This window comes from Ensifer sp. WSM1721, assembly GCF_000513895.2.
Taxonomy (GTDB): Bacteria; Pseudomonadota; Alphaproteobacteria; order Rhizobiales; family Rhizobiaceae; genus Sinorhizobium.
Genome location: NZ_CP165782.1, coordinates 2,656,716 through 2,683,182, shown reverse-complemented (window position 1 = coordinate 2,683,182; position 26,467 = coordinate 2,656,716). Strand labels below are relative to the sequence as shown.

At 62.8% G+C, this 26,467-nt stretch carries 21 protein-coding genes; 16 read left to right on the top strand and 5 right to left on the bottom strand.

The window, feature by feature from the left end:
• Positions 1-5 precede the first annotated feature (5 nt).
• The 11 genes from M728_RS13175 (at position 6) to serA (ending at position 15,103) form a co-directional block, all read left to right on the top strand.
• Entirely contained in the window at positions 6-1,076 is a 1,071-nt protein-coding gene (locus M728_RS13175) for a hypothetical protein (protein ID WP_026620271.1), read from the top strand.
• An 80-nt stretch (positions 1,077-1,156) separates the two neighbouring features.
• Positions 1,157-2,467: a Tol-Pal system beta propeller repeat protein TolB gene (tolB, locus tag M728_RS13170; RefSeq protein WP_026620270.1), complete on the top strand. Its 1,311-nt coding sequence runs from the start codon at positions 1,157-1,159 to the stop codon at positions 2,465-2,467.
• 287 nt (positions 2,468-2,754) lie between these two features.
• Positions 2,755-3,285, top strand: a complete 531-nt coding sequence (gene pal, locus M728_RS13165; protein WP_026620269.1) for a peptidoglycan-associated lipoprotein Pal — start codon at positions 2,755-2,757, stop codon at positions 3,283-3,285.
• 196 nt (positions 3,286-3,481) lie between these two features.
• On the top strand, positions 3,482-4,513 hold the full coding sequence (ybgF, locus tag M728_RS13160) for a tol-pal system protein YbgF (protein WP_026620268.1): 1,032 nt from the start codon (positions 3,482-3,484) through the stop codon (positions 4,511-4,513).
• An 11-nt stretch (positions 4,514-4,524) separates the two neighbouring features.
• A complete protein-coding gene (gene tilS / locus M728_RS13155; protein WP_026620267.1) occupies positions 4,525-5,856 on the top strand; it encodes a tRNA lysidine(34) synthetase TilS in 1,332 nt (443 codons plus the stop codon).
• A gap of 99 nt (positions 5,857-5,955) precedes the next feature.
• On the top strand, positions 5,956-7,893 hold the full coding sequence (ftsH, locus tag M728_RS13150) for an ATP-dependent zinc metalloprotease FtsH (RefSeq protein ID WP_026616435.1): 1,938 nt from the start codon (positions 5,956-5,958) through the stop codon (positions 7,891-7,893).
• A gap of 369 nt (positions 7,894-8,262) precedes the next feature.
• Positions 8,263-9,615: a phosphoglucosamine mutase gene (glmM, locus tag M728_RS13145; protein WP_026620266.1), complete on the top strand. Its 1,353-nt coding sequence runs from the start codon at positions 8,263-8,265 to the stop codon at positions 9,613-9,615.
• A gap of 440 nt (positions 9,616-10,055) precedes the next feature.
• A complete protein-coding gene (locus M728_RS13140) occupies positions 10,056-10,883 on the top strand; it encodes an outer membrane protein (RefSeq protein WP_026620265.1) in 828 nt (275 codons plus the stop codon).
• 286 nt (positions 10,884-11,169) lie between these two features.
• Entirely contained in the window at positions 11,170-12,006 is an 837-nt protein-coding gene (locus M728_RS13135; protein ID WP_156943403.1) for an outer membrane protein, read from the top strand.
• A gap of 243 nt (positions 12,007-12,249) precedes the next feature.
• Entirely contained in the window at positions 12,250-13,428 is a 1,179-nt protein-coding gene (locus tag M728_RS13130) for a phosphoserine transaminase (RefSeq protein WP_026620263.1), read from the top strand.
• A gap of 79 nt (positions 13,429-13,507) precedes the next feature.
• Entirely contained in the window at positions 13,508-15,103 is a 1,596-nt protein-coding gene (serA, locus tag M728_RS13125) for a phosphoglycerate dehydrogenase (RefSeq protein ID WP_026620262.1), read from the top strand.
• 104 nt (positions 15,104-15,207) lie between these two features.
• On the opposite strand, the gene M728_RS13120 is transcribed toward serA, so the two are convergent.
• Complete coding sequence (locus M728_RS13120; RefSeq protein WP_026620261.1) at positions 15,208-16,098, bottom strand: DMT family transporter; 891 nt, start codon at positions 16,096-16,098, stop codon at positions 15,208-15,210.
• 204 nt (positions 16,099-16,302) lie between these two features.
• Here M728_RS13120 and M728_RS13115 point away from each other — a divergent pair, with 204 nt between their 5' ends.
• Together M728_RS13115 and M728_RS13110 are read left to right on the top strand one after the other, a co-directional pair.
• Positions 16,303-17,601, top strand: a complete 1,299-nt coding sequence (locus tag M728_RS13115) for an adenylosuccinate synthase (protein ID WP_026620260.1) — start codon at positions 16,303-16,305, stop codon at positions 17,599-17,601.
• A 63-nt stretch (positions 17,602-17,664) separates the two neighbouring features.
• Positions 17,665-19,944 (top strand): hypothetical protein, encoded by a 2,280-nt coding sequence (locus M728_RS13110; RefSeq protein ID WP_026620259.1) that lies wholly within the window; start codon positions 17,665-17,667, stop codon positions 19,942-19,944.
• Positions 19,945-20,022: 78 nt separating this feature from the next.
• On the opposite strand, the gene rpoH is transcribed toward M728_RS13110, so the two are convergent.
• Positions 20,023-20,928, bottom strand: coding sequence for an RNA polymerase sigma factor RpoH (gene rpoH, locus M728_RS13105; protein ID WP_026620258.1), 906 nt, complete (start codon positions 20,926-20,928; stop codon positions 20,023-20,025).
• Between the two features lie 297 nt (positions 20,929-21,225).
• Positions 21,226-22,263, bottom strand: coding sequence for an RluA family pseudouridine synthase (locus tag M728_RS13100; protein WP_026620257.1), 1,038 nt, complete (start codon positions 22,261-22,263; stop codon positions 21,226-21,228).
• 30 nt (positions 22,264-22,293) lie between these two features.
• Here M728_RS13100 and M728_RS13095 point away from each other — a divergent pair, with 30 nt between their 5' ends.
• Both M728_RS13095 and M728_RS13090 read left to right on the top strand, forming a co-directional pair.
• A complete protein-coding gene (locus M728_RS13095; protein ID WP_026620256.1) occupies positions 22,294-22,677 on the top strand; it encodes a hypothetical protein in 384 nt (127 codons plus the stop codon).
• A gap of 4 nt (positions 22,678-22,681) precedes the next feature.
• On the top strand, positions 22,682-23,509 hold the full coding sequence (locus M728_RS13090; RefSeq protein WP_026620255.1) for an RNA methyltransferase: 828 nt from the start codon (positions 22,682-22,684) through the stop codon (positions 23,507-23,509).
• 56 nt (positions 23,510-23,565) lie between these two features.
• Here M728_RS13090 and M728_RS13085 read toward each other — a convergent pair whose 3' ends face one another.
• Together M728_RS13085 and M728_RS13080 are read right to left on the bottom strand one after the other, a co-directional pair.
• A complete protein-coding gene (locus M728_RS13085) occupies positions 23,566-24,660 on the bottom strand; it encodes a hypothetical protein (RefSeq protein WP_026620254.1) in 1,095 nt (364 codons plus the stop codon).
• A 169-nt stretch (positions 24,661-24,829) separates the two neighbouring features.
• Positions 24,830-25,432: a DUF1134 domain-containing protein gene (locus tag M728_RS13080; protein ID WP_026620253.1), complete on the bottom strand. Its 603-nt coding sequence runs from the start codon at positions 25,430-25,432 to the stop codon at positions 24,830-24,832.
• 354 nt (positions 25,433-25,786) lie between these two features.
• On the opposite strand from M728_RS13080, the gene chpT reads away from it, so the two are divergent.
• A complete protein-coding gene (chpT, locus tag M728_RS13075; protein ID WP_026620252.1) occupies positions 25,787-26,431 on the top strand; it encodes a histidine phosphotransferase ChpT in 645 nt (214 codons plus the stop codon).
• Positions 26,432-26,467: the final 36 nt, after the last annotated feature.

Sequence of the window (26,467 nt, the reverse complement as noted above, 5' to 3'; positions counted from 1 at the left end):
CGATCATGAAGGGCGGTCTTGCTACATCTGCTGTCCTCCACGCCTTGGTCCTGACCTGGGCGCTGGTGTCGCTTGGCAGCCCGGCCGATTTCGAGGTCGCGGATGTCGAGGCGCTGCCGGTCGACATCGTGCCGGTCGAATCGATCACGCAGATTCAGCAGGGTGACAAGAAAGCGCCGGCCAAGGAAAAGGCTTCGCCCGTTCCGACGAAAAAACCGACGCCTGTCGAGAATGCCGAGAACATCGGCGACAACGACGTGGACTTGAAGACACCGCCGACGCCGAATGCGAAGCCTGTCGACAACGAATCTGCCGCTGCTCCTGAAAAGACCGAGAAGGCCCCGCCGACACCCGACCCAGTGAAGGAAGAGATCGAAAAGGTCGAGGAGACCAAGCCCGCTGCCGAACCCGCCACGGAAGTGGCGGCGCTTCCCGAACCCAAGCAGGAAGTGAAGCCCGATACGAAGCCGGAACCGACGCCGGTGGAAGAACAGCCGGCGGAGAATCCGGAGGCCGAGGCTCTGCCGGACAAGGTGCCGACGCCGCAGCTCAAGCCTAAGGTCGAAAAGCCCGCGCAGACGGCGAAGACTCCCGAACGCAAGAAGGAAGAGGCGAAGAAAGAGCAGAAGAAGCCGTCCTCGCAGAAGGAGAGCGACTTCAACGCGCACGAGATCGCGGCACTGCTCAACAAGCAGGAATCCTCCGGCGGCGGCGCCAAGCGCTCGACCGAGGAAGCGGCCCTCGGCGGCAAGAAGACGACGAGCGGCAACACGCTTTCGCAGAGCGAGATGGACGCGCTTCGCGGCCAGATTCAGAACAACTGGTCGATCATTCCCGGCATGGCCGACGCGGCCGATGTCCGCATCAAGGTGACGATGCGGCTCGATCCGAACGGCGAGCTCATTGGCGAGCCGGAAGTCGAGGCGACCGGCGGCTCCGATGCGGCGCGCCGGGCGCTCATGGGCGGTGCGCGCCGCGCCATCTTGAAATCCGCACCCTTCAAGGGGCTGCCGGCCGACAAATACGATTCGTGGAGCGAGGTCGTCGTCAACTTCGACCCGAGCTCCATGCTCTAGATAGGTTAGGCGGGACGCGGCGGAAACCGCACGCACTCTTCCTCATCCCGCGCTGGAAAGATGAAAGGCTGAAAGGCTTTATGGAAATGCTGAGACGCAATTTTTTCCGCCTCCTGATCGTACTGTTTGCAGGCTGCGGGCTCATTGCCTCGCCGGCAAACGCGCTCGTCGAGATCAACATCAACAAGGGTAATGTCGAGCCGCTGCCGATCGCGATCACCGACTTCCTCCAGGGCGAACTCGCCCAGAAGATCTCCGATGTTGTGGCCGCCGACCTCAAGCGCTCCGGCCTTTTTGCGCCGATCGACAAGGGCGCCTTCATCGAGAAGATTGCCAATCCGGATGCCGCTCCGCGGTTCGAGGACTGGAAGGTGATCAACGCGCAGGCGCTCGTCACCGGGCGCGTCACCCAGGAGGGGGACGGCAGGCTGAAGGCGGAGTTCCGCCTGTGGGATACTTTTGCCGGACAGCAGATGCTCGGCCAGCAGTTCTACACCCAGCCGGAAAACTGGCGCCGCGTCGCCCATATCATCGCCGATGCGATCTATGAGCGGATCACCGGCGAGAAAGGCTATTTCGATACCCGCATCGTTTATGTCGCCGAAAGCGGTCCGAAGAATGCCCGCAAGCGTCAGCTCGCGATCATGGACCAGGACGGCTTCAACGCCCGCGCGCTGACCAATTCCAACGACATCGTTCTGACGCCGCGCTTCTCGCCGAACCGCCAGGAAATCACCTACATGTCTTTCGAGAACCAGCAGCCGCGCGTCTATCTGCTGCAGCTCGAAACCGGACAGCGTGAGGTCGTCGGCAACTTCCCGGGCATGACCTTCGCGCCGCGCTTCTCGCCGGACGGCCAGCGGGTGATCATGAGCCTGCAGCAGGAAGGCAACGCCAACATCTACACGATGGACCTGCGCTCACGCACGACGACGCGGCTCACCAACACCGCGGCGATCGATACCTCGCCCTCCTATTCGCCGGACGGCAGCCGCATCGTCTTCGAAAGCGACCGCGGCGGCAAGCAGCAGCTCTACGTGATGGGTGCCGATGGCTCCGGCCAGACGCGCATTTCCTTCGGTGACGGCTCCTATTCGACCCCCGTCTGGTCCCCGCGCGGCGACCTCATCGCCTTCACCAAGCAGTCGGGCGGCAAGTTCTCGATCGGCGTGATGAAGCCGGACGGTTCCGGCGAGCGCATCCTCACCACCGGCTTCCACAATGAAGGCCCGACCTGGGCGCCGAACGGCCGCGTCCTGATGTTCTTCCGTCAGAATGCGGGCGCCGGCGGGCCGCAGCTCTATTCGATCGATCTCACGGGCTACAACGAGCAGCTCATTCCGACGAAGGGCTTCGCCTCGGACCCGGCTTGGTCGCCGCTGATGGAATAGAGCGGGATCACGGAAACGCGTGCGGGTTTTTCCCGCCCGCATCCCGCGTCTCGAGGCGATAGAGTCGATCACGAGTGAATCGACCCGAAAATCATCGTGATCGAGTGTCCACAGATGCGGCGAGGAATGTGACGGATGTGCCGCTTTCTCGCCGCAAAGTGCTGGTGTAGCAGGCGCCCGATGCAGATTGTCGATTTGTTAACCATAACTGTTGAAAAGCAATTAACCGCTTCCGGTTACAGTCTGGCAACCGTGAATTCAGCCACTTCTCAAGGAGACCCGGCCCCATGAGCCGAATTGACACCCCGGCGGCAAGCCGCATGCAGACCATCGCCCGCAATCCAGTCATGCTCGCCCTTGTCATGACGCTTGCCCTTGCCGGCTGCGCTTCCAAGAAGAACCTGCCGAACGATGCCGCCGGCCTCGGCCTTGGCGCGGGCGCTGCGACTCCGGGCTCGCAACAGGACTTCACCGTCAACGTCGGCGACCGCATCTTCTTCGATACCGACTCGAGCTCCATTCGTGCGGACGCCCAGGCGACGCTCGACCGGCAGGCTCAGTGGCTGGCGAAGTACCCGAACTACGCAATCACCGTCGAAGGTCATGCCGACGAGCGCGGCACACGCGAGTACAACCTGGCGCTCGGCGCCCGCCGCGCCGCAGCGACGCGCGAGTATCTCGCGAGCCGCGGCGTTCCGGCGAGCCGCATGCGCACGATCTCCTACGGCAAGGAAAAGCCGGTCGCCGTCTGCGACGACATTTCCTGCTGGTCGCAGAACCGTCGCGCGGTCACCGTGCTCGGCGGCGCCGGCAGCTGATCTTCAGGTCACACTGGATGAATTTGGAAGGGCGGCGACGGGCCGCCCTTTCTTTTTTACCACACTTTGGCCGAACTCCGTTGCTTTTTCACGGCAATTGGAAAACTGTGCGGGCGCTCACCCTAAGAATCGTCGACATGTATTGCGGACCGCGGTCGCAGGGTGGGATAATCGGTATTCGAACAGGACAAATAGGATGAAGAAATTTGTCGTGGCAGGCCTGATTGGCTTTGCGACCCTCGCGGGTCTCGGCCCAACGGCGAATGCCATGCCGCTTTTCGGGCTGCTTGCCCGTACCACTCATGCCGATACCGCCAGCAAAGGCGACTTGCCGGTGGTCAAGGTACAATCCGCCGATATCGGACGGATCGGCCAACTCGAGGAACAGGTCCGCCAGCTCAATGGGCGTATCGAGGAAATGAGCTTCCAGCTTCTGCAGATGCAGGAGCAGATCCGGAAGTTCCAGGAGGACAACGAGTTCCGCTTCCAGGATCTCGAAAGCGGCAAGTCTTCCTCCAAGAAGAGCGGCGCAGTTGAAACGCCGAAAACAAGCGATCAGGCATCCGTCACCCCCGAGGTGACGGATAGCCCCAGCACAACAGCGCCCGCCGGCAGCACAGGCAGCGGTGACATGGCGGCCACCAACCCCGGTGCCCCCGGTGCTGCTCCGCCCCCCACGACGCTCGGCCGGATCATTTTCGATGAAAGCGGCAATCCGGTCTCGGCAACGGCGGAAGCGCAACCGGGCGTCAATGCCACTCTGCCGGGCGTTGATGCGGGCGTTGCGGGCCAGGGCGGCGGTCTCAACGACAACCCCGCAAGCGGTGAGCAGACGGCTTCCTTGAGCAACCCCGGCGATCTCTATCAGTCCGCCTATGGCCATGTGCTTTCCGGTGACTACGGCACCGCAGAGCAGGAATTCCGCGACTATCTCGCCGCCTTCCCGGAGGGCGACAAGGCGGCCGACGCGAGCTTCTGGATGGGCGAAGCGCAATATTCGCAGGGCAAGTACAGCGACGCCGCAAAGACCTTCCTCAACGCCCATCAGACCTATGGCAAATCGCCGAAAGCACCGGAAATGCTGTTGAAGCTCGGCATGTCGCTTGGCGCTCTCGATAACCGGGAGACGGCCTGCGCCACCTTGCGCGAGGTGAACAAACGCTATCCGAAGGCATCGTCCGCCGTGAAGGCAAAGGTGGCGAGCGAACAGAGCCGTTTCGGCTGCTGAGGCCGGCTCACATGCCTGACGCCGTCACCGACGCGGCCAGACAATTTCTTCGATCTTTCATCAGACCCTGCCGGATTCTCGTCGCCGTCTCCGGCGGTAGCGATTCCAAGGGGCTTCTGCTCGCGCTGTATTCGGCGCTTGAAACAGCGGAATACAAGGGATTCTCGCTTGCGGCCTGTACCGTCGATCACGCGCTAAGGGCGGAATCCGCCGCCGAAGCCGAAGCCGTTGCGTCTTTCTCTGCCGAGCTTGGCATTCCTCATCGCATCGCCCGCTGGGACGGCAAGAAGCCCGAAACCGGTATTCAGGCGGCTGCCCGCAACAAGCGCTACGAATTGCTGGCGGAGGCCGCCGAGGCGCTCGGCGCCGACTGCATCGTCACGGGGCACACACTCGACGATCAGCGCGAGACGATCGCCATGCGCGGCTTGCGCGATGCGGGCGGGGGTCATGGCGCCGCGGGGATGGCCGCAACCATGCTCTACGGACGACGGATCTGGGTGCTGCGGCCGTTTCTCGATCTGCGGCGGGCGGAGATACGCTCTTTTCTCGAAGGGCGCGGCGTCGGCTGGCTCGAGGATCCGAGCAATGCCAACCCTAAGTTCGAGCGGGTTCGCGTGCGCGCTCGGCTCGCTGCGTCCGAGCACGAGCCAGCGCCTTCACTGGGCGGACGGCAACGTGCCGCTTCCTCGGCGAGGTCGGCGGCGCTCATCGAAAAACACATCCGTGTGCACGACGTCCTCGTGGCTGAAGTTTCGTCGCGGCAGGCTGGCGACATCGACGATCCCGATTGGCGCCGGGCGCTCCTCACGGTCGCTGCCATCCTCGGGGGGCGCGATCACCTGCCGGCGCGCGCCACGGTCGAGCGCCTCTCCGGCTTTCTGCGATCAGGTGAGCCCGGACGCCTCACTGCGGGACGGGTCGTGTTCGACCGTCGCAGCGGCGCTCTTTATCTTTATCGGGAGGCGCGCAATCTCCCGCTTCTCGAAATAAGGCCGGGGGAAAAGGGCGTCTGGGACGGACGCTTCACGGTGACGAGCAAGGGTCCCGCCCTGACCGTCACCGCGGCGCCTGCACCGGGCGAGAGGCGGATGCAGAGGCTTATTGACGCAGGCCTGCCGATGGGGGTTGCCAAACGCGCCTCCTTGGTGGCACCACACATCGCGACAGCGGACGCCACGTTGGAGGAGGCTTCGGCGGAAGTCGAATGCCGCATCGCCCCTTACGACACCTTTTTGCCGGGTTTCGACAGGATCATGGCGGATGCGATCGCCGTCCTGTTCGGGCGCGATCGATACCGCGCTCCGCCGGTTCGCGACGTTTTGACAGAAATGGAAGGGTAGCCGGCGGTTTGCCTTGGCAAGGCGGCACCGGAACCTTATGTTAGGAACAAGAGTACGGGCCGCCGATCGTGCGGCCTGCGGCAGGTTCCGGGGAGTTCGATGAACCCTAATTTTCGAAATTTTGCCCTCTGGGCAATCATAGCGCTTCTCCTGATAGCGCTATTCAGCATGTTCCAGCAGCCGACAGAACGAACCGGTTCGCGTGAAATTCCCTTCTCGCAGTTCCTGAAGGACGTTGATGCCAGCCGTGTCAAGGAAGTGGTGATCACCGGCTCGAAGGTGATCGGCAGCTATACCGAGAGCGGCGCGACCTTCCAGACCTATGCGCCTTCCGTCGATACGGCGCTTACGGAGCGGCTGGAAGCCAAGGATGTCACGGTGACCGTTCGCCCGGAGACCGACGGTTCGTCGGGTTTCCTGAGCTATATCGGTACGCTGTTGCCGATGCTCCTGATCCTCGGCGTCTGGCTGTTCTTCATGCGACAGATGCAAGGCGGCTCGCGCGGCGCCATGGGCTTCGGCAAGTCGAAAGCCAAACTTCTGACCGAAGCACACGGCCGCGTCACATTTGACGACGTCGCCGGCGTCGACGAGGCCAAACAGGATCTCGAGGAAATCGTCGAATTCCTGCGCGACCCGCAGAAGTTCCAGCGGCTTGGCGGCCGTATCCCGCGCGGCGTGCTGCTCGTCGGCCCGCCCGGTACCGGTAAGACGCTGCTTGCCCGCTCGGTCGCGGGTGAGGCGAACGTGCCCTTCTTCACGATCTCCGGCTCCGACTTCGTCGAAATGTTCGTCGGTGTCGGTGCATCGCGCGTCCGCGACATGTTCGAGCAGGCGAAGAAGAACGCGCCCTGCATCATCTTCATCGACGAAATCGATGCGGTCGGTCGCCATCGCGGCGCCGGCCTCGGCGGCGGCAATGACGAGCGCGAGCAGACGCTGAACCAATTGCTTGTCGAGATGGACGGCTTCGAGGCGAATGAAGGCATCATCCTGATCGCCGCGACCAACCGCCCGGACGTGCTCGATCCGGCGCTCCTGCGCCCGGGCCGGTTCGACCGCCAGGTCGTGGTGCCGAACCCGGACATCAACGGCCGCGAACGCATCCTCAAGGTGCATGTCCGCAACGTGCCGCTGGCGCCGAATGTCGACCTCAAAGTGCTGGCGCGCGGTACCCCGGGCTTCTCCGGCGCCGACCTCATGAATCTCGTCAACGAGGCGGCACTGATGGCGGCGCGCCGCAACAAGCGCCTCGTCACGATGCAGGAGTTCGAGGACGCCAAGGACAAGATCATGATGGGCGCGGAGCGTCGCTCCTCCGCCATGACCGAGGCGGAGAAGAAGCTCACAGCCTACCATGAGGCCGGCCATGCGATCGTTGCGCTCAACGTTCCCTCGGCCGATCCACTGCACAAGGCGACGATCATTCCGCGCGGCCGTGCGCTCGGCATGGTCATGCAATTGCCCGAGGGCGACCGTTATTCGATGAGCTACAAGTGGATGATCTCGCGTCTCGCCATCATGATGGGCGGCCGCGTTGCCGAGGAGTTGACTTTCGGCAAGGAGAACATCACCTCCGGCGCATCCTCCGACATCGAGCAGGCGACCAAGCTCGCCCGTGCGATGGTGACGCAGTGGGGCTTCTCCGACCAACTCGGACAGGTCGCCTATGGGGAGAACCAGCAGGAAGTCTTCCTCGGCCATTCCGTCGCGCAGCAGAAGAACGTTTCGGAAGCGACGGCCCAGAAGATCGACAACGAAATCCGCCGCCTGATTGACGACGCCTATGAAGCGGCGCGCAGCATCCTCACGGAAAAGAACCACGAGTTCGTCGCGCTTGCGGAAGGGTTGCTCGAATACGAAACGCTGACCGGCGACGAGATCAAGGCACTGATCCGCGGCGAGAAGCCGGCGCGCGATCTCGGCGACGACACCCCGCCGCATCGCGGATCGGCCGTACCTTCGGCCGGCACCAAAAAGGAAGTCGGCAGCAAGGGCGAAGAGCCCGAAGGCGGCTTCGAACCGCAGCCGCAATAGGCCGTTAAGCATGATGATCAAAGCCGTCGCTCCGAAGGGGCGGCGGCTTTTTTGATGCGCCGTTTCTTTTTTCTTCTCCTGCGCTTGGTAACGCGCTGTAATGATTTCTGATGGTAGGATTGCTGCCGTTTCACACGGTTTTGTGCCAAAGATGGCGCGGGGCCACTTGATTTTCCCGATCTGATCGGGGAGGGCGTTTAACGACCAAGAGCGGACGGGTGTGGAGAGTTTGCCCGACGCTTCCCCTCATTCCGAGTTGGAGACGGGCCCGTAAGCGAGGTCTTCGCAGACATGAAAACCCGTCGCGGAACACGCAGGCAGATGGGGCCGGCAAAAGAGATCCTGCCGAAGCAGGACAATGGAGTTTTTATGAAGCGCAGATATTTCGGCACCGACGGTATTCGTGGACAATCCAATATTTTTCCGATGACGCCGGACCTCGCCATGCGGGTCGGCATTGCGGTCGGAACCATTTTCAGGAACGGCGCCCATCGCCACCGCGTGGTGATCGGCAAGGATACGCGCCTCTCCGGCTACATGCTCGAAAATGCAATGGTCGCCGGCTTCACGGCGGCGGGTCTCGACGTCTTCCTGCTCGGGCCGATCCCGACGCCGGGCGTCGCCATGCTGACGCGATCGTTGCGCGCGGACGTCGGGGTGATGATCTCCGCCTCGCACAATCCGTTCCGCGACAACGGTATCAAGCTGTTCGGCCCCGACGGCTACAAGCTTTCCGACGATATCGAGGAGCAGATCGAGGAACTCCTCGAGCAGGACATGACGGCACAGCTCGCCAAGCCGGAAGATATCGGCCGCGCCAAACGTGTCGACGGCGACATCTACCGCTATATCGAACAAGCCAAGCGCACGCTGCCGCGCGACGTTACGCTGCAAGGCCTCAGGATTGCCATCGACTGCGCCAACGGTGCGGCCTACAAGGTCGCGCCGTCCGCCCTTTGGGAGCTCGGCGCCGAAGTGGTGACGATCGGTACCGAACCGAACGGCGTCAACATCAACCTCGAATGCGGATCGACGCATCCGGCGGCGCTGCAGAAGAAGGTGCACGAGGTGAGAGCGGATATCGGTATCGCGCTCGACGGCGATGCCGACCGGGTTCTGATCGTCGATGAGACCGGGAACGTGATCGACGGCGATCAATTGATGGCGGTAATCGCCGATAGCTGGGCGACCGACGGCGTGCTGAAAGGCGGCGGCATAGCGGCAACCGTGATGTCGAACCTCGGCCTCGAACGCTACCTGCAGGCGCGCCGCCTGAAGCTCCACCGTACCAAAGTCGGCGACCGCTACGTCGTCGAGCAGATGCGCCAGGACGGCCTGAATGTCGGCGGCGAGCAGTCCGGCCACATCGTCCTTTCCGATTTCGGCACGACCGGCGACGGTCTGGTCGCGGCGCTGCAGATCCTCGCCGTAGTCAAGCGGCAGGGTAAGACGGTGAGCGAGGTCTGCCGTCGTTTCGAGCCGGTGCCGCAGATCTTGAAGAACGTCCGCATTTCGGCCGGCAAGCCCTTGGAGAACGCGACCGTGCAGCAGGCGATCGCCGAGGCCGAGGCGCAGCTTGCCAAGAACGGCCGCCTCCTCATCCGCCCTTCCGGCACCGAACCGCTGATCCGCGTGATGGCGGAGGGCGACGACCGCGGCCAGGTCGAGCGCATCGTTGACGAACTGGTCAATGTGATCGGCAGCGTGCGCAGCGCGGCGTAGATTTTGCCGCCTCTATGCATGTGGCCCAAGAGGCTGCGCGGCTTCGGGCGATATGCAAAGAACAAGGACCTGAAGCGTGTCGCATGAGTTGAACGCGGCGCGTACTACAGCGACCTTTGCGCGTCCGATTGGACGCGCGGCGCTGTGGCCCTGTTCCCGCAAGCAGCGCGAGGGAGTGAAGATTTGTCGCTCGCGCCTTCTTCCTAAAAACGGCGCCAACATCGAGCACCATTGCATCGAGCGTGTCGAGACCGCGAAGTCTTCTTTCCGTCTGCAACACTAGCTCGGGTGAATACTAGTAACCGTTAATATTCAAGGTAAATTTTTGTAGTTAATCAGGGCTTAACCTTTCCCATTCATTATGCTGCCAAGCATACGGCTTGACTGCGATCATGTGCTGTTTAGCCGGGCAAGGATACTCTAATGTATTGGGGTTGGGCATGAGGAAGATTTTAAGTGGCGTTGCTGCTATTTTGCTGAGCGGCACGTCGGTTTACGCGGCGGACGTCTACCAGCCGCCCGCAGAAGCACCGTACGTCGAACAGCCGGTGGAGGTGGTCCAAGCCAGCGGCTGGTACTTGCGAGGCGATGTCGGATACGCTTGGAACGACCTGCGCGGCGCTCACTACTTCCAGGGCTCGAACAGCAATCTGGTTGATTTCGACAGCGCCGATCTCGACGATTCCTACGTTCTTGGCGGCGGTGTGGGTTATCAGATCAACAGCTATCTGCGCGCCGATGTCACGCTCGACTATCTCGGCGAGGCCGATTTCGAGGGGTCGACCAGCGGTAGCTGCGGTGTCGCTGTCAACTGCGTGTCGAACGATGTCGCGTCCATGTCCGCCTGGAGCCTGCTCGCCAACGCCTATGTGGATCTCGGAACCTACGGCGCCTTCACGCCCTATGTCGGTGCCGGTATCGGCGGTACGCGGGTGAAGTGGGGAACGCTGCGCAATACGAGCTGCGACGCTACCGATCCGACGAACTGCGATCCGACGGTCGAGCACAGGGGCGAAAGCGGTTGGCGGTTCACCTATGCGCTGATGGCCGGCACTGCCGTGGACCTGACCTGCAACCTCAAGGCCGATGTCGGCTACCGCTTCCGCCATATCAATGATGGCAAGATGTTCGGCTACAATCTCAACAGCGGCCCGGCCTACGACAAGGACATTTATGTGCATGAGGCGCGGGCCGGCCTGCGTTATTCTTTCGGCGACAACTGTGAAGCGGCCTACGTGCCGCCGGCTGAGCCGATCGTGTACAAGTGATCGGAGGAACTCTGCAATTTTTAGGAGGGCCGCCCTTGGGGCGGCCCTTTCGTTTTGCCGGAACAGACGGAGTGTACAAAATGCTAAGATAGATGGTTAACCCATAGTTAACCCGTGCCTGCAATAGTTAACGCCGATGATCAGCATGGCTGCTGCAGCGACCTGCGTCCCTTGAGGCGCAAAGGTCCAGCACTTGAATTGCTGCATGCTCTTGTCCCGAGCAGCTCCTGTTCAGGGAAACATGCAGCAGCCAAGCCGCTGACGACCGAGGCGAAAGGGCGTGGGAATGGACTGGCGGCAGGGATTTTGGAGCATTGCGCTTTGCGCCGGCCTCCTAGCGTCTGGCACTGCGCGGGCCGCCGACGACGATTTGCTCGATGCTCCCGAGATTACGATCTCCAGGGAGGCTCGGGAGGCCGGTCGCCTCTATCTACGCGGCGACATCGGCTATGCTGGTTGGCGGGATGAGGGCGATCCCTTCTATCGCAGCTTCGACGCCGGCACCGGTAGCTACAGCAATCTTCGCTTCGACCACGCCCGCTTCGACAAGCCGGTCGCCGGCACGCTCGGCATAGGCTACCAATTCACCGATGTCTTTCGCGCCGACCTGACGGCGGAATATTTCGAGGGCCGCTTCGACGGCTCATCGCTTGTCGCCACTCCCTGCGCGGGCGAGGGGCCAGGAACGTCCTGTGCCTTTTCTCACAGCGCCAATTTCTCCGCACTTGGAGTGATGGCGAACGGCTATGTGGATCTGGCGACGCTTGCCGGCTTCACGCCTTATCTTGGCGCCGGCATCGGTGCGACCCACATCGACTGGAACACCGTCCATGAGACGACGACCTGCGTTGCCGGCGGCGGCGCCTGTGCCGGCGCGTCCGGAGGGGCTTCCTATGCGGGACGTGACAGTTGGCGTTTTACCTATGCGCTGATGGCAGGCGTGTCCTACGAGGTCACGGACCGGTTGAAGCTCGATATTGGCTATCGCTTTTCGCGCATTGCGGATGGCGGCATGTTCGGCTTCGGTTCGGAGTCCCTTACCGGGGCAAGCGGCGCCAAAGGATATGACGACGGCCTCACTCGTCATGAAATCCGTGCGGGCTTGCGTTTTGCGCTTTGGTGAATGCGCCTAAAGCGCGTCGCATTCAATTGGAGCATGCGACGCGCTTTAATCTTTGTTTGAATGCATGTCGTTGTCCCGAAACCGCTGCACACTTGCGGGCGACATGCATTAGGCACATTGCCGGAAACGCCATAAATTTTTTCAAACGCGACGCAAGGCGCTTGACTTCCTCTCCGGCTCACCATATTCCCGGCGGCGGGACACCCCTCCCCAACGAGGGGCTTCTATCTGAGAGGATAGCATATGACGAAGCCTGCCAAGCCGGCCGTGCGCCCGGCGAATACCCATTTTTCTTCCGGTCCTTGCGCGAAGCGTCCCGGCTGGACGCTCGAAGCTCTCTCCGATGCACCGCTCGGTCGTTCGCACCGCGCCAAGATCGGCAAGACGAAGCTCAAGCAAGCCATTGATCTTACCCGGGAAATTCTAGAAGTTCCGGCCGATTACCGCATCGGTATCGTGCCCGCTTCCGATACCGGCGCCGTTGAAATGGCGCTCTGGTCGCTGCTCGGCGCCCGCGGTGTCGACATGCTGGCCTGGGAGAGCTTTGGTGCGGGCTGGGTGACCGACGTTGTCAAGCAACTGAAGCTTGCCGATGTCCGCCGATTCGAAGCCGACTACGGCGAACTGCCGGATCTCACCAAGGTCGATTTCGACCGCGACGTCGTCTTCACCTGGAATGGCACGACTTCCGGCGTGCGCGTGCCGAATGCAGATTTCATTCCGGCGGACCGCAAGGGGCTGACGATCTGCGACGCGACCTCGGCTGCTTTCGCGCAGGCTCTTGATTTCGCCAAGCTCGATGTTGTCACTTTCTCCTGGCAGAAAGTGCTAGGCGGCGAGGGCGGCCATGGCGTGCTGATCTTGAGCCCCCGTGCGGTCGAGCGGCTGGAGGGCTATGTGCCGGCCTGGCCGCTGCCGAAGATCTTCCGCATGACCAAGGGCGGCAAGCTTATCGAGGGCATCTTCACCGGCGAGACGATCAACACGCCCTCCATGCTTTGCGTCGAAGATTATATCGACGCGCTGCTCTGGGCGAAGTCGGTCGGCGGCCTCAAGGGCTTGATCGCCCGCGCCGACGCCAACGCCGAGGTCATCCACCGTTTCGTTGCGGCCAACGACTGGATCGCTAACCTCGCGGTCAAGCCGGAAACCCGCTCGAACACGTCCGTCTGCCTGAAGATTGTCGACCCTGACGTTTCGGCGCTTGATGCGGATGCGCAGGCAGCCTTCGCCAAGGGTGTCGTCGCCCTTCTCGACAAGGAAGGCGTCGCTTTCGATATCGGCCACTATCGCGATGCCCCGTCCGGGCTCCGCATCTGGGCCGGTGCGACGATCGACACGTCCGACATGGAAGCGCTGATACCGTGGCTTACCTGGGCCTTCGAGACCCAGAAAGCAACGCTTTCGCAGGCTGCCGCCTGATTTCGATGCGATTGCTTCGCTCTCCCTGGGGGCGAAGCCGTTCCCGAACCGTTAAGACCTGATCTTCAAGGAGGCCTTCATGGCACCTCGCGTACTCGTATCCGACGAACTGTCGGAAACCGCCGTCCAGATTTTCCGCGATCGCGGCGTCGAAGTGGATTTCGAGCCGAAGCTCGGCAAGGACAAGGAAAGGCTTGCCGAAGTCATCGGCAAATATGATGGCCTCGCCATCCGGTCGGCCACCAAGGTGACCGAGAAGCTGATCGCCGCCGCGACCAATCTGAAGGTCGTCGGTCGCGCCGGCATCGGCGTCGACAACGTCGATATTCCGGCCGCTTCGCGCCGCGGCATCATCGTCATGAACACGCCTTTCGGCAACTCGATCACCACCGCAGAGCATGCGATCGCGCTGATGTTCGCGGTCGCCCGCCAGCTCCCGGCCGCCGATGGCTCGACCCAGGCTGGCAAGTGGGAGAAGTCGAAGTTCATGGGTGTCGAGATCACCGGCAAGGTGCTTGGCGTCATCGGTGCCGGCAATATCGGCTCGATCGTCTGCGCCCGCGCCATCGGCCTCAAGATGCACGTCATCGCCTATGACCCTTTCCTGTCGAGGGAGCGGGCGGAGGAGATGGGCGTCGTCAAGGTCGAGCTCGACGAGCTGCTCGCGCAAGCTGATTTCATCACCTTGCATGTGCCGCTGACGGACAAGACGCGCAACATCCTGAGCGCGGAAGCCATCGCCAAGACCAAGCCGGGCGTGCGCATCATCAACTGCGCTCGCGGCGGTCTCGTGGATGAGAAGGCGCTCGCCGAGGCACTGAAGTCCGGTCATGTCGCCGGTGCGGGATTCGACGTCTTCGAGGTGGAGCCCGCTACCGAAAGCCCGCTCTTCGGCCTGCCGAATGTCGTCTGCACGCCGCATCTCGGCGCCTCGACCACTGAGGCGCAGGAGAACGTCGCTCTGCAGATCGCCGAGCAGATGTCGGACTATCTCGTCAAGGGCGCCGTCTCGAACGCCATCAACATGCCGTCGATCACCGCCGAAGAGGCGCCGATCCTGAGGCCTTTCATCCGGCTCGCCGACGTTCTCGGCGCCTTTGTCGGGCAGGTCACGGAAAGCGCCATCAAGGAGATCGAGATCCTCTATGACGGTGCCACCGCGGCGATGAACACCAAGGCGCTGACGAGCGCAGTGCTCGCCGGCCTGATCCGTCCGCAGGTGGCGGACGTGAACATGGTTTCGGCGCCGGTCATGGTGAAGGAAAAGGGCATCATCCTTTCCGAGGTCAAGCGCGACAAGACCGGCGTCTTCGACGGCTACATCAAGCTGACGGTGAAGACCGCGAACCAGACCCGCTCGGTCGCGGGCACCGTCTTCTCAGACGGCAAGCCGCGCTTCATCCAGATCAAGGGCATCAATCTCGATGCGGATGTCGGCAACCACATGGTCTACCTCACCAATACCGACGTCCCGGGCATGATCGGCTTCATCGGCACGACGCTCGGCGAAGCGAATGTCAACATCGCGAACTTCCAGCTCGGCCGCGAGAAGCAGGGCGGCGACGCGATCGCGCTGCTTTACGTCGACGGCCCGGTCTCCGAGACCGTGCTCGACCGCCTGCGCGCGAACCCGGCGATCCGTCAGGCAAAGCCGCTGGTGTTCAATATCGATTGAACGCAAGAGCGCATTCGACACAGACGAATTGGAGCGCGCCGGTATCCCGGCGCGCTCTTCTTTTTTATGAAGGCGCGGTGCCGCAGGGCAGGCATAGGGTGCGGTTATCGCGGCAGCTTCGGCCGCCCCCGCTCTGCGATCGCGATGCCGCCGAGAACGAGCGCCAGAGCCACCAGGTGAAACGGCTGGAACGCCTCGCCGACGAGAAGGACCGACAGAAGCGTCCCGAACACCGGGATGGCGTTGATGAAGAGGCCGGCGCGGTTGGCGCCGATCATCTCGACGCCGCGGACGTAGAGGACCTGCGACATCAGCGACGGGAAGATCGCGGCATAAAGCACGATCGCCCAGCCGGTTGCGTCCGGTACGATCGCGCTGCCGGTCGAAAGCTCCCAGAAGAGGAGAGGAATGGCGCTTAGGAGCGCCCCGAATGCCGGGGCCGCGATGAAACTCTGCCAGTGCATCGCGGGCTTCCAGCGCAGCGCCACCGTGTAGGCGGCATAGACGATGCAGGCGAGGATCATCAGCGCGTCGCCGAAATTGAACCGCAACCGCATCAGGCTCGCAAGATCGCCGTGCGCGGCCGTGAGCAGTACCCCGATCAGGGTTACGGTGAAGCCGACGACCTGGGCAAGCGAGGCCTTCATCCTAAAAAGCGCGAAATTGAAGAGAAAGATCAGCATGGGAATACCGGCCTGCAGGATGACGGCGTTGATGGCGCTCGTATATTTCACCGCCGAATAGAGGAAGGCATTGAACAAAGTGAAGCCGACGGCGCCATAGGCGATGAGCTGCAGCCAGTGCGAGCGAATCTTGTCCCAATCGCGGCGGATCTGGGGTGTCATTAACGCGAGAATGACGACAAGCGCGACCAGCCAGCGCAGCGTCGTCAGCATCATGGGGCTTACATGCCCGACGGCCATCTTGCCGGCGACCGAATTTCCGCCCCAGAAGAGCGCAGTAATGCTGAGATAGAAATAGGCTCTGGCGTTCACGACGAGGCGATCCGTGGGGGTGAAGCGTTGGGGTGCCGGACAGGCGGAGGGTTCGAGATATAGGCTTTAAACCGGCAGCTTGTCATTCAAAAAGGGCCGGCGGCAGGTCACAACGGGGTCGCTTTCCGAAAGACAACACAGTATAGATGCGCGGGTTTGAGAACAGCGCAATCTCTCCATGCGCGTGTGAACAGGAAGAGAATTATGACGAATGTCGTGGTGGTCGGTTCCCAATGGGGCGACGAAGGCAAAGGCAAGATCGTGGACTGGCTCTCGGAGCGCGCCGACATCGTCGTGCGCTTCCAAGGCGGTCACAATGCCGGCCACACCCTGGTGATCGACGGCGTCAGCTACAAGCTGTCGCTGCTGCCTTCCGGCGTCGTCCGGCCGGGCAAGCTCGCCGTCATCGGCAATGGCGTGGTGATCGACCCGCATGCGCTTATCGCGGAGATTGACAAGCTCGCCGGCCAGGGTGTCAAGATCACGCCCGAGAACCTGCGCATCGCCGATAACGCCACGCTCATTCTTTCGCTCCATCGGGAGCTCGACGGTTTCCGCGAGGATGCGGCTTCCAACAGCGGCACCAAGATCGGCACGACACGCCGCGGCATCGGGCCGGCCTATGAGGACAAGGTCGGCCGCCGCGCCATCCGCGTCATGGACCTTGCCGATCTCGATACGCTGCCGGCGAAGGTCGACCGGCTGCTGACCCACCACAATGCGCTGCGCCGCGGACTCGGCGAGGCGGAGATCAGCCACCAGGCGATCATGGATGAATTGTCTTCGGTCGCCGCGCGGGTGCTGCCGTTCATGGATACGGTCTGGCTGCTGCTCGACCGGGAGCGCCGCAAGGGCGCGCGCATCCTCTTCGAGGGCGCACAAGGCACGCTGCTCGATATCGACCACGGCACCTATCCGTTCGTCACCTCGTCGAACACGGTAGCCGGCCAGGCGGCTGCCGGCTCCGGCATGGGGCCGGGCTCGCTCGGCTATATTCTCGGCATCACCAAAGCCTACACGACGCGCGTCGGCGAAGGGCCATTTCCGACCGAGCTCAACGATGAGATCGGCCAGTTCCTCGGTGAGCGCGGACACGAGTTCGGGACGGTCACCGGGCGCAAGCGTCGCTGCGGCTGGTTCGACGCGGCGCTCGTACGCCAGTCGGTTGCCGCAAACGGCATTACCGGCATCGCGCTCACCAAGCTCGACGTGCTCGATGGCCTCGACGAGTTGAAGATTTGCGTCGGCTATACTCTGGACGGACAAGAGATCGACCATCTTCCCGCAAGTCAGGCGCAGCAAGCCTCGGTAAAGCCGGTCTATATTACGCTCGAAGGCTGGAAGGAATCGACTGTCGGCGCCCGTAGCTGGGCCGATCTTCCGGCGCAGGCGATCAAGTATGTTCGCCAGGTCGAGGAACTGATCGGAGCACCGGTCGCGCTTCTTTCGACGAGCCCGGAGCGCGACGACACGATACTTGTGACGGACCCTTTTGAGGACTAGTGTCGGCGCAAAACAAACGGCATCGCGGTTGCGGCTGCGTGTCTGGAAATTGAGAAAGTTCTGATGGCGGATTTTGTTGCAGTTATTCGCAGGACGGTTGACGGCCTGTCGGAAAACACACCGGAAATGCGAGGCAGGGTCTACGAGAAGGCGCGCAGTGCCGTGCGGCGCCAGCTCGAGAACATGAACCCGCGGCCGTCGGACGACATGATCAACCGCCAGCTCAACAAGCTGGAACAGGCGATCGCCGAGGTCGAGAGCGAGAATGCCGAAGCCTTGCCGGCCATTGAAGAGACCGAAACGGTCGAGCCGGCGGCTGCGGAAACACAGCTTGTGGAGGAGCCTGCTAGCCCAGCCCCACCGGCCTCGGAGGCGGCGCCCGAAGAAGTGACCGAGGAGCCTGCGGCAGAGGTGCCGGCGGAAGCCGAACCGTCGGTCCCGGCTTACGCAGAGGCCGAGCATGGTGATGAAGCCATAGAGCCGGCACCGGCTGCCGAGGACAAAGTCCCGGACTACGAAGACCATACCGCCGTCGAAACGTCGGAGGCGGAAGCGCAGCATGAGGTTCACGACGAGGAGCCTGTTGACGCAATCCCCGCCACTTCGGATCGGGAGGCGCCGACCGAGGAGCCGCAGCCGTCGCACGACGCTCAGCATGAATTTCCGGCCGAGGAAGCAACTGCGACGGAGGGCGAGCCGGAGCGTTTTGGCGACGACCAAGCCGAGACCGCGCCGCATCAGCCAGAACCGACAAGCCCAGAGCCGACGTCTGCCGAGTCCCCTCTGGCCGCCGAAACGCCGGCGAAAGCCGAGCAGCCTTCCGAGTGGGCATTGCCCGATTGGGAAGATGTAGCGCCCGCGGCATCGCCGAGCGAACCGCAAGCGGCGCCCGAGACGGCGCGCGACGAAGAGGCGAGCGAGCCCGAGCGACTGGGCATGCATCCGGTCGAACCCGAGACGGCGCAACCGGAACATCGCGCCGAAGCTGATGCCGGGCGCTCGTGGTTCTTCGATGACAGCGATCCTTTTGCCACCGGAGAGGAACGCAAGAAGGACAAGGTCGAAGAGCCCGATGTCTCCGAATGGTCATGGCCGGTGGAAAAGCCGGCTGCGGCGAAGAACGAGGAAGAGCGCGCCGGCAGCGCTTGGGACCATATAGACGATCTGCTCAGCTATAGTGAAGAGGGGCGAACAAACGGATCGGCCGCGAACGGCAAGGCGAATGAAGCAGGCTTCGAGCCTCTGACGGCACCGGCACCCGCGCGTCCAGCGTCCTATCGCGCTACGCCCAAACCCCGCCGGTTCGGCATCAAGCAACTGGTGATCGGCGTCGTGATCGCGCTCCTTCTCGGTGGCGGCGGATATGCCTATTGGCTGAACAGGGACGTCGGCAACGCCTGGATCGCGGACATGATCGCCAAGGTCATGCCGGCGGAACCTGCCGAGGCGCCGACGACTCCGGCCGGCGAGGGCGAGCCGGCGATCCAGCCTACCGAGCAATCCGCCACGCCCGACGATGCCGCGCCGCCCGAGGGCGCCTCGACCAAGTTCACCCAGCGCCTGCTTGCCGACGGAAACGAACGGGACGAGGGGCCGGCCGGCTCGAACGGCACGGCCGCCTCGCAGGAAGGCAAGTCCGTCGCCGCGCAGACGCAGGCCGGACAGCCGCAGACCGCCGACGTTGGCGTGCAGCAGGCTGCCGCCGATCGGGCGCCCTCGCCGGAAACGGGGCAAGGCGCCGCCCAGACACCGCAGCCCGAGGTCTCGATCGCCGATGGCGAGAAGATGTTTCTCTATGAGGAGAGACTCGGTCAATCGTCGCCGACCGCGATCCCGGGCTCCGTCGCCTGGTCGATCAAGGAGGAATCGCCGGGTGGCGACGCCAAGCCGGAGCCCGCGATCCAGGCGCAGATCACGGTGCCCGACCGTGGCCTCACGGCCCTGATGACCATCAAGCGCAATGCCGATCCGTCCCTGCCGGCAAGCCATGTGATCGAGTTCGTGTTCTCACTGCCCGAAAACTTCGAGGGCGGCAGCATCGACGGCGTCCAGCGCGTTTCGATGAAGCGAACCGAACAGGATCGCGGCGATCCGCTGATCGCAGTGCCGGCGAAAATCACCGACGATTTTCACATGATCGCGCTCAATGATTTCGCCGAAGCGGTGAGCAACAACACCGAACTGCTGCGCAGTCGCACCTGGATCGATATCCCGATCACCTACCGGAATGGTCGCCGCGCGCTCCTGACGCTCGAGAAGGGGGCCAGTGGGACCGAGGCCTTCAACAAGGCTCTGCAGGCCTGGGGCTCCCAAGGAAGCGCCGCCGCAGCCAGCGGGCAGTAGGACGAGCTTGGACAGAAAGCGAAAGCCCCGGCTGGGCGCCATCCAGCCGGGGCTTCTTGTTACTAGGCAGCGAGCGGATCAGGCGCCCTCGACAACCCGTAGCGCGTTAGCTTGCTCTAGCGCGGCCTTGCGGACCGCGTCCTGAACCTTCTCGAAGGCGCGGACCTCGATCTGCCGAACGCGCTCGCGGCTGATGTCGAACTCGGTCGAAAGGTCCTCAAGCGTCACCGGTTCTTCCGTCAGCCGGCGCGCTTCAAAGATGCGGCGCTCGCGATCATTCAATACCTTCATGGCATTGCCCAGCAGGGCTCGGCGGCTGTCCAGTTCGTCCTGCTCGATCAGGATCTCTTCCTGATTGTCGTGCTCGTCGACCAGCCAGTCCTGCCATTGGCCGGAGTCGCCCTCGCTTGCCTTTATAGGCGCGTTGAGCGATGCGTCGCCGGAGAGGCGGCGGTTCATCGAAACCACCTCGTCCTCGCTGACCTTCAGGGTCGTGGCGATTTCCTTCACCTGCTCGGGCTTGAGATCGCCTTCGTCAAGGGCCTGAATGCGGCCCTTCAGCCGCCGCAGATTGAAGAACAGCCGCTTCTGGTTGGCCGTCGTGCCCATTTTGACGAGCGACCAAGAACGCAGGATATATTCCTGGATCGCGGCCTTGATCCACCACATGGCGTAGGTCGCGAGCCGGAATCCGCGATCGGGTTCGAATTTCTTGACGGCCTGCATCAGGCCGACATTGCCTTCCGAGATGACTTCGCCGATCGGCAGACCATAGCCGCGATAACCCATCGCGATCTTGGCGACGAGACGAAGGTGGCTCGTTACGAGCTTGTGGGCGGCGTTGCGATCGTCATGCTCCTGATACCGCTTGGCGAGCATGTACTCTTCCTGCGGCTCGAGCATCGGAAATTTACGGATTTCATCAAGATAGCGGTTGAGACCGCCCTCTCCAGCAGCAATGGTCGGCAAAGTATTGCGGGCCATGAAGCACCCCCTTTGTGCGTCTCCGGCCTCCGGGACGGCAGGCCGGGCCTGTGGGTCTTCATCCAGACCCCACGAGGCTAGAAGATAAGTACGGCGAAAGCATGATTCAAGGACTCCGGTTTCACGCTGTCGTGAGGCCAGAGCAAGGAAAGGTCGCGGTTTGAAGCTCCTATTAAATTGGAATCCTTCGTTGCAAATTCAAGGGCCTACATGATCGCTCCTTCGCAGTGCAGGCAGAAAGCCGCGCGAAGGTCGCTGCAGCACCTTGAGTTGCTGCATGTTTTTATCCTTAAATCGCTACGGCTTAAGGAAACATGCAGTAAGCGCCGCGGTCAGTTCTTCCATATCCGCCGGCATTGGCGCCTCGAAGTGCATGGTCTCCCCCGTCGAAGGATGCTCGAATTGCAGCATATAGGCGTGCAGCGCCTGTCGGGGAAAGCGGTTGACCACGGTTTTTGCCGGTTCCGGCAAGAGGTTGGCCTTGGTGCGGAAGGCGGCGCCATAATCGGGATCGCCGATCAGCGGATGGCCGATATGGGCCATGTGGACGCGGATCTGGTGGGTGCGCCCGGTTTCCAGGTGGCACTCGACAGTCGATGCGAGGCAGGTGCCGTCCGGTTTCTCATGATAGCGCGCGATGACCTCGTAGTGGGTAATCGCCTCGCGTGCATCGTCGCTCTCCTCGTGCTTGACGGCGCGCTTCGTTCGGTCGCCGGCGCGCCCGAGCGGGGCGTTGACGGTCCCCTTCAACTGGCGGGGCCGCCCCCAGACGACTGCCCAGTAGGCGCGCTCGAGCGGTCCACTGCGGCCGTGGTCCGCGAATTGATCGGAGAGATGGCGATGAGCGGCATCGTTCTTCGCCGCCACCATGACGCCGCTTGTCTCCTTGTCCAACCGATGGACGATGCCCGGTCGCTTGACGCCGCCGATGCCCGAAAGGCTGTCGCCGCAATGGTGGATGAGCGCATTGACGAGCGTCGCCGTCCAATTGCCGGCGCCCGGATGCACGACCAGACCGGCAGGCTTTACCAGCACGATCAGGTCGTCGTCCTCATAAAGCACGTCGAGGGGGATGTCCTCGCCCTTGGGCTCCGGATCCTCAGGCTCGGGCAAGGCGATCTCGAACACGTCACCGGGATGAACCTTCCGTTTCGGTTCGACGATCGTCGCACCGTTGATCGAAACGGCTCCTTGCTCGATCAGGGCCTTGATGCGGTTGCGCGAGAACTCGCCTGAAAGCGCCTCCGTCAGGAAGGCGTCGAGCCGTCCGGAGGCGTCCTTGCCCGCCGTCAGGACTTTCCTATTGCCGGTCGCTTGTTTAAAGGGATCGTTCATTCGTTTTTATTCCGATAGAAAGCCGACCATATGACTGCAATCGAGCCCGATGAACAGGAAGAGAAGCCCCTTGATCCCGCGATGGAGAACGTCCGCCGCAAGATGGTGCGCCTGCAGCTCGTCTCGGCCGGCGTGATGCTGATCATGCTTATGGCCGTCCTGGGCACGATTGTCTACAAGCTGACGCGCACGGACGGCCCGGCCGAGGCGGCCCAGCCAGCGGTGAGCGTCCCGGGCGATGCGCCGTTGAACGCAATCGCCGCGCTGCCAGCCGGCTTCTCCGTAAGCAATGTCGCGCTTTCCGGCTCGCAGGTTCTCTTCTACGGGAGCCTGCCGGGCGCCGAGCCGCGCGCGATCGTCTTCGATATCAAGGCGGGGCGCATCGTCGCCGACGTCACGGTCAGGACCAAATGACGATATGGCACCGCCGCCTGTCCGCATCGAAGATCCAGCCGACCCGCGTATAGCCGGGTTCGTTTCGATCAAGGAGCGCGATCTGACCGGCAGGCAGGGCCGCTTCATCGCCGAGGGTACTGTCGTGCTCAGGATGCTGGCCGCCGCGCATCGCGCGCGGCGCGGTATTGCTGCCGAGGCGATCCTGCTGCTCGAAAACCGGGTCGCCGGGCTTGTCGACGTGCTTGCCGAGTTCCCGGCCGACATCCCCGTTTTCGTCGCGCACGAGCGAGTCTTCGACGCAATCGCGGGTTTCAACATGCATCGTGGTGTGCTGGCGCTCGGGCGGCATGACCAGATGCCCGGGCGGGACGCGCTGATTGCCGGGCTTCCTGCATCGAGCCTTGTGCTCGCGGCATGCGGCATATCGAACCACGACAATATGGGCTCGCTCTTTCGCAATGCCGCCGCCTTCGGCGTCGATGCCGTGCTGATGGACGCGTCGAGCTGCGATCCAATGTATCGCAAGGCTATCCGTGTTTCGGTGGGTTCCGTGCTGACATTACCCTTCGCGCGCGAGGGTACGGCGGCCGAGCTGATCGAACAGCTGCAGGCCGCCGGTTTTGCGCTTTGGGGCCTGTCGCCGCGCGGGGAGATGGACATAGCGGCGATTCCGCCGGCGCCGCGCACCGCCTTGCTTGTTGGAACCGAAGGCGAGGGGCTGCCCGAGACAATCCTCTCGGCAATCCGCACCGCGCGCATCCGCCAGAGGCCGGGCCTGGACAGCCTGAACGTGGCAATGGCTGCGGGTATCGCGCTGCACCAGGTTGCGATGATCAACGAGCGGATTTGAGGGGCGCGCTTTCGCAGTTCTCGACGACTTGCCGCTTGTGTGTCGTGAAGCAGCGCCTATTCCGGCGGCAGCATTTCCTTCGCCCGCTGAGCCAGGCTCTGGCGATTTCCAGGCTTTGTCGCATCCTCGCCAGCAAGCAGCCCATGGATTGGCGAGGCCTTGCCCTCGCGCATCGCGGTCAACGCCACCATGCCGGCGGCAATCTCGGCAACCTCGCGGCGCAGTGCCTCGTCGTGGGCGGTGGATTTCGAGTTGACGAGACGTTCCGAAAGGGCGGTGGCACGGTTTCTGAGATCTTCGGAGAGCGCAGTCGTATCGAGGCCTTCCGCCGCGGCCGGCGCGCCCTTCACATGGGCCGCGCTTTTCTCGTGCGGCCGCTTCGGCGGCTTAACGCCGGCAGCGCGAAGCGCTTTCGCGGCGTTGCGCACTTCGTGGTTGGCAAGTTCGACGCGTGTCTTCAGTCTCGCGATCTCCGCTGCCCGCTGCTCGAGCGCGCTCTCGCGGTCGGCATTGGCCGCCGTTTCATGGGCAAGTCTGCTTTCGAGCTGGCGTATGCGTCCCTCGTCCCTACTGAGACGCAACTCCATCTCCCGCGCGCGTACGTTTTCGGTCTTGAGCTCCGCGCGCAACGCCTCGCGCTCATCGCGAAGCGCGGCAATCCGGCTCTTCAGGTGCTCGATCTCGGTCTGCCGCGCCGCGAGATCAATCTTGAGGCCATCGAGCTCCGCTGCGTGTTTGTCGACCTGGCTGTTCAGCGCACTCATGCGTTCGAGACGCTGTTCGAGCTGCCGCATGGTGGAGCGCATGTCGGCCGCCTCGACATTCATGTCCGCGAGTTGCGACTGCAGTTCGACATTCTCGCTCGCCAACTTGCGCGCTTCCTTGAGGGTCCTCTCGTTCTGCAGCATCAGCGCGACGCTTTTGTCGCGCTCGCGGCGGAGGGTCTGCATTGTCTTGGCATTTTCGGCGGCATAGGTGGCGCGCGCCGCGTCCCTTTGCGCACGCACCTCCTGCGGGCTCAAGGGCATCGTTGCCTTCAGGCGGTCCTCCGCGAAGCGGACGATGCGTCTTTGGATGGCCGGCGCGACCAGGAGTGCGATGACCACCGCCGTCAGGAAACCCAGGGCGAAAAGAAGCGCATATTCAATCACGTGCTGGCCGTTTCAATCTGGACCCGATCTGATGCCGTCCGCCGCCCGGCTGGGCAGCTCTTTCCGCAGTAAACACGATGGCTCGAATGCTGCAACAATTACCGCGAGCTTGCACGCATTTTCAGATCCGCGAGACGTGCCGAAGGCAAGAGCCCTCGTCGCTCGCGTGTCAGAAGGGGTTCCAGGTCGGCTGCTGCGTCAGCTTGAGGTAGCCGACATTGACGCCGAGCCTCGCGCCGACGCCGGTGCGGATCGGTACGACAACGACATGCTCGTCGGTCAGAACGGTCATGCCGACGCCGGCGACCACGTAGGCCGAGCCCGAAACGCCGCCAAAACGCTTGTAGAGGGCCGGTACGCTCGGAAGATTGTAGACGAGCATCATGGCGCGGCTGCCCTGGCCGCCCCAGTCGAGCCCGAGCGAGGGGCCCTGCCAGAAGACGCTGTGCTGTCCTACATTCTTCGTATAGAGCTCGCCCTCGCCGTAAGTCAGGCCGGCGATGAAGGCGCCGGAGCCCTCCTGCCCCAGAATATAGCCGTTTGGGAGGCCGTAGCGTTCGAAGGCCCGCTCGACGACCTTGGCAAGCCCGCCGGAGGTCTCGCCGAAGAAACCGTGGCCGGCATCGACGATCTCCTGCATCGTGTATTGGCTTCTGTTCGGAGACTGGGCTTGGGCGGCGGATATGCCGGCGATCAGCATGCCGGCCACCAGGGCCATCGTGGTCAGAATAGCGCGGACAGCCACCAGGGTCGTCGTCATCATCGGCTGCATCGGTTCCTCCGTCAGGCGCGAAAGCGGCCCCGTGCGGCCCGTCATGGCCGGCTTTTGCATTGCTTGCGTGCTCGGCTCCGCCATGAGCCGTTTCTCACAAGAATGCGTATGGGACGCACTAGCTTTTTCAACGAGCGCACCTTATCCGCTTTCACCAGATTCGCTTGAAATCGGGGTGCTGAGACAATTTGAACCGATCATCTTAACAATCGGTTTACCAAATGTGATGTCATTATGGCCTATTGCGAAACGGGGCGCGCCCGCGCGTTTCATGGCTCGGCCATGACCGTGCGGAAGTTGTCATTGGGATCCCCCCGCGAGCCGTTACCGGATGGAACCGAGCAAGGAAGAACGATGGCAAAGAATCCGAACCTGACGTTGACGGGACCTGATCTGGCCGCGCTGCTCTGCAGTCGGGTGTGCCACGACATCATCTCGCCGGTCGGCGCCATCAACAACGGTCTCGAGCTTCTCGACGAGGGCGGCGCGGATGCCGATGCGATGGATCTCATCCGCACCAGTGCGCTCAACGCCTCGGTCCGGCTGAAATTCGCACGCCTTGCCTTCGGTGCCTCCGGCTCCGTCGGTGCCTCGATCGACACCGGCGAGGCGGAAAAGGCGGCCAAGGATTTTGCGGCGGCGGAAAAGAAGACGGAGGTCAACTGGAACGGCCCGCGTGCGATCATCGCCAAGAACCGGGTGAAGCTTCTGTTGAACCTGTTCCTGATCGCCTATGGCGCGATCCCGCGGGGCGGCTCGATCGATGTGACACTCGAGAATCCGGAGTTCGACGCGACCCTCACCCTTGTCGCAAAAGGACGGATGATGCGCGTGCCGCCGAAGCTCGTGGAACTCATCTCCGGCACACCGGAAGAGGCGATCGATGCGCACTCGATCCAGCCCTATTACACGGTCCTCCTGGCAGCGGAGGCCGGCATGACGATCGACGTCGTTTCGAATGGCGAAGAGATCGTGTTCACGGCACGCAGCGAGGCTTAAGGGGCTCACGGCTTCGCCGCTCTTTTGCTCAACATG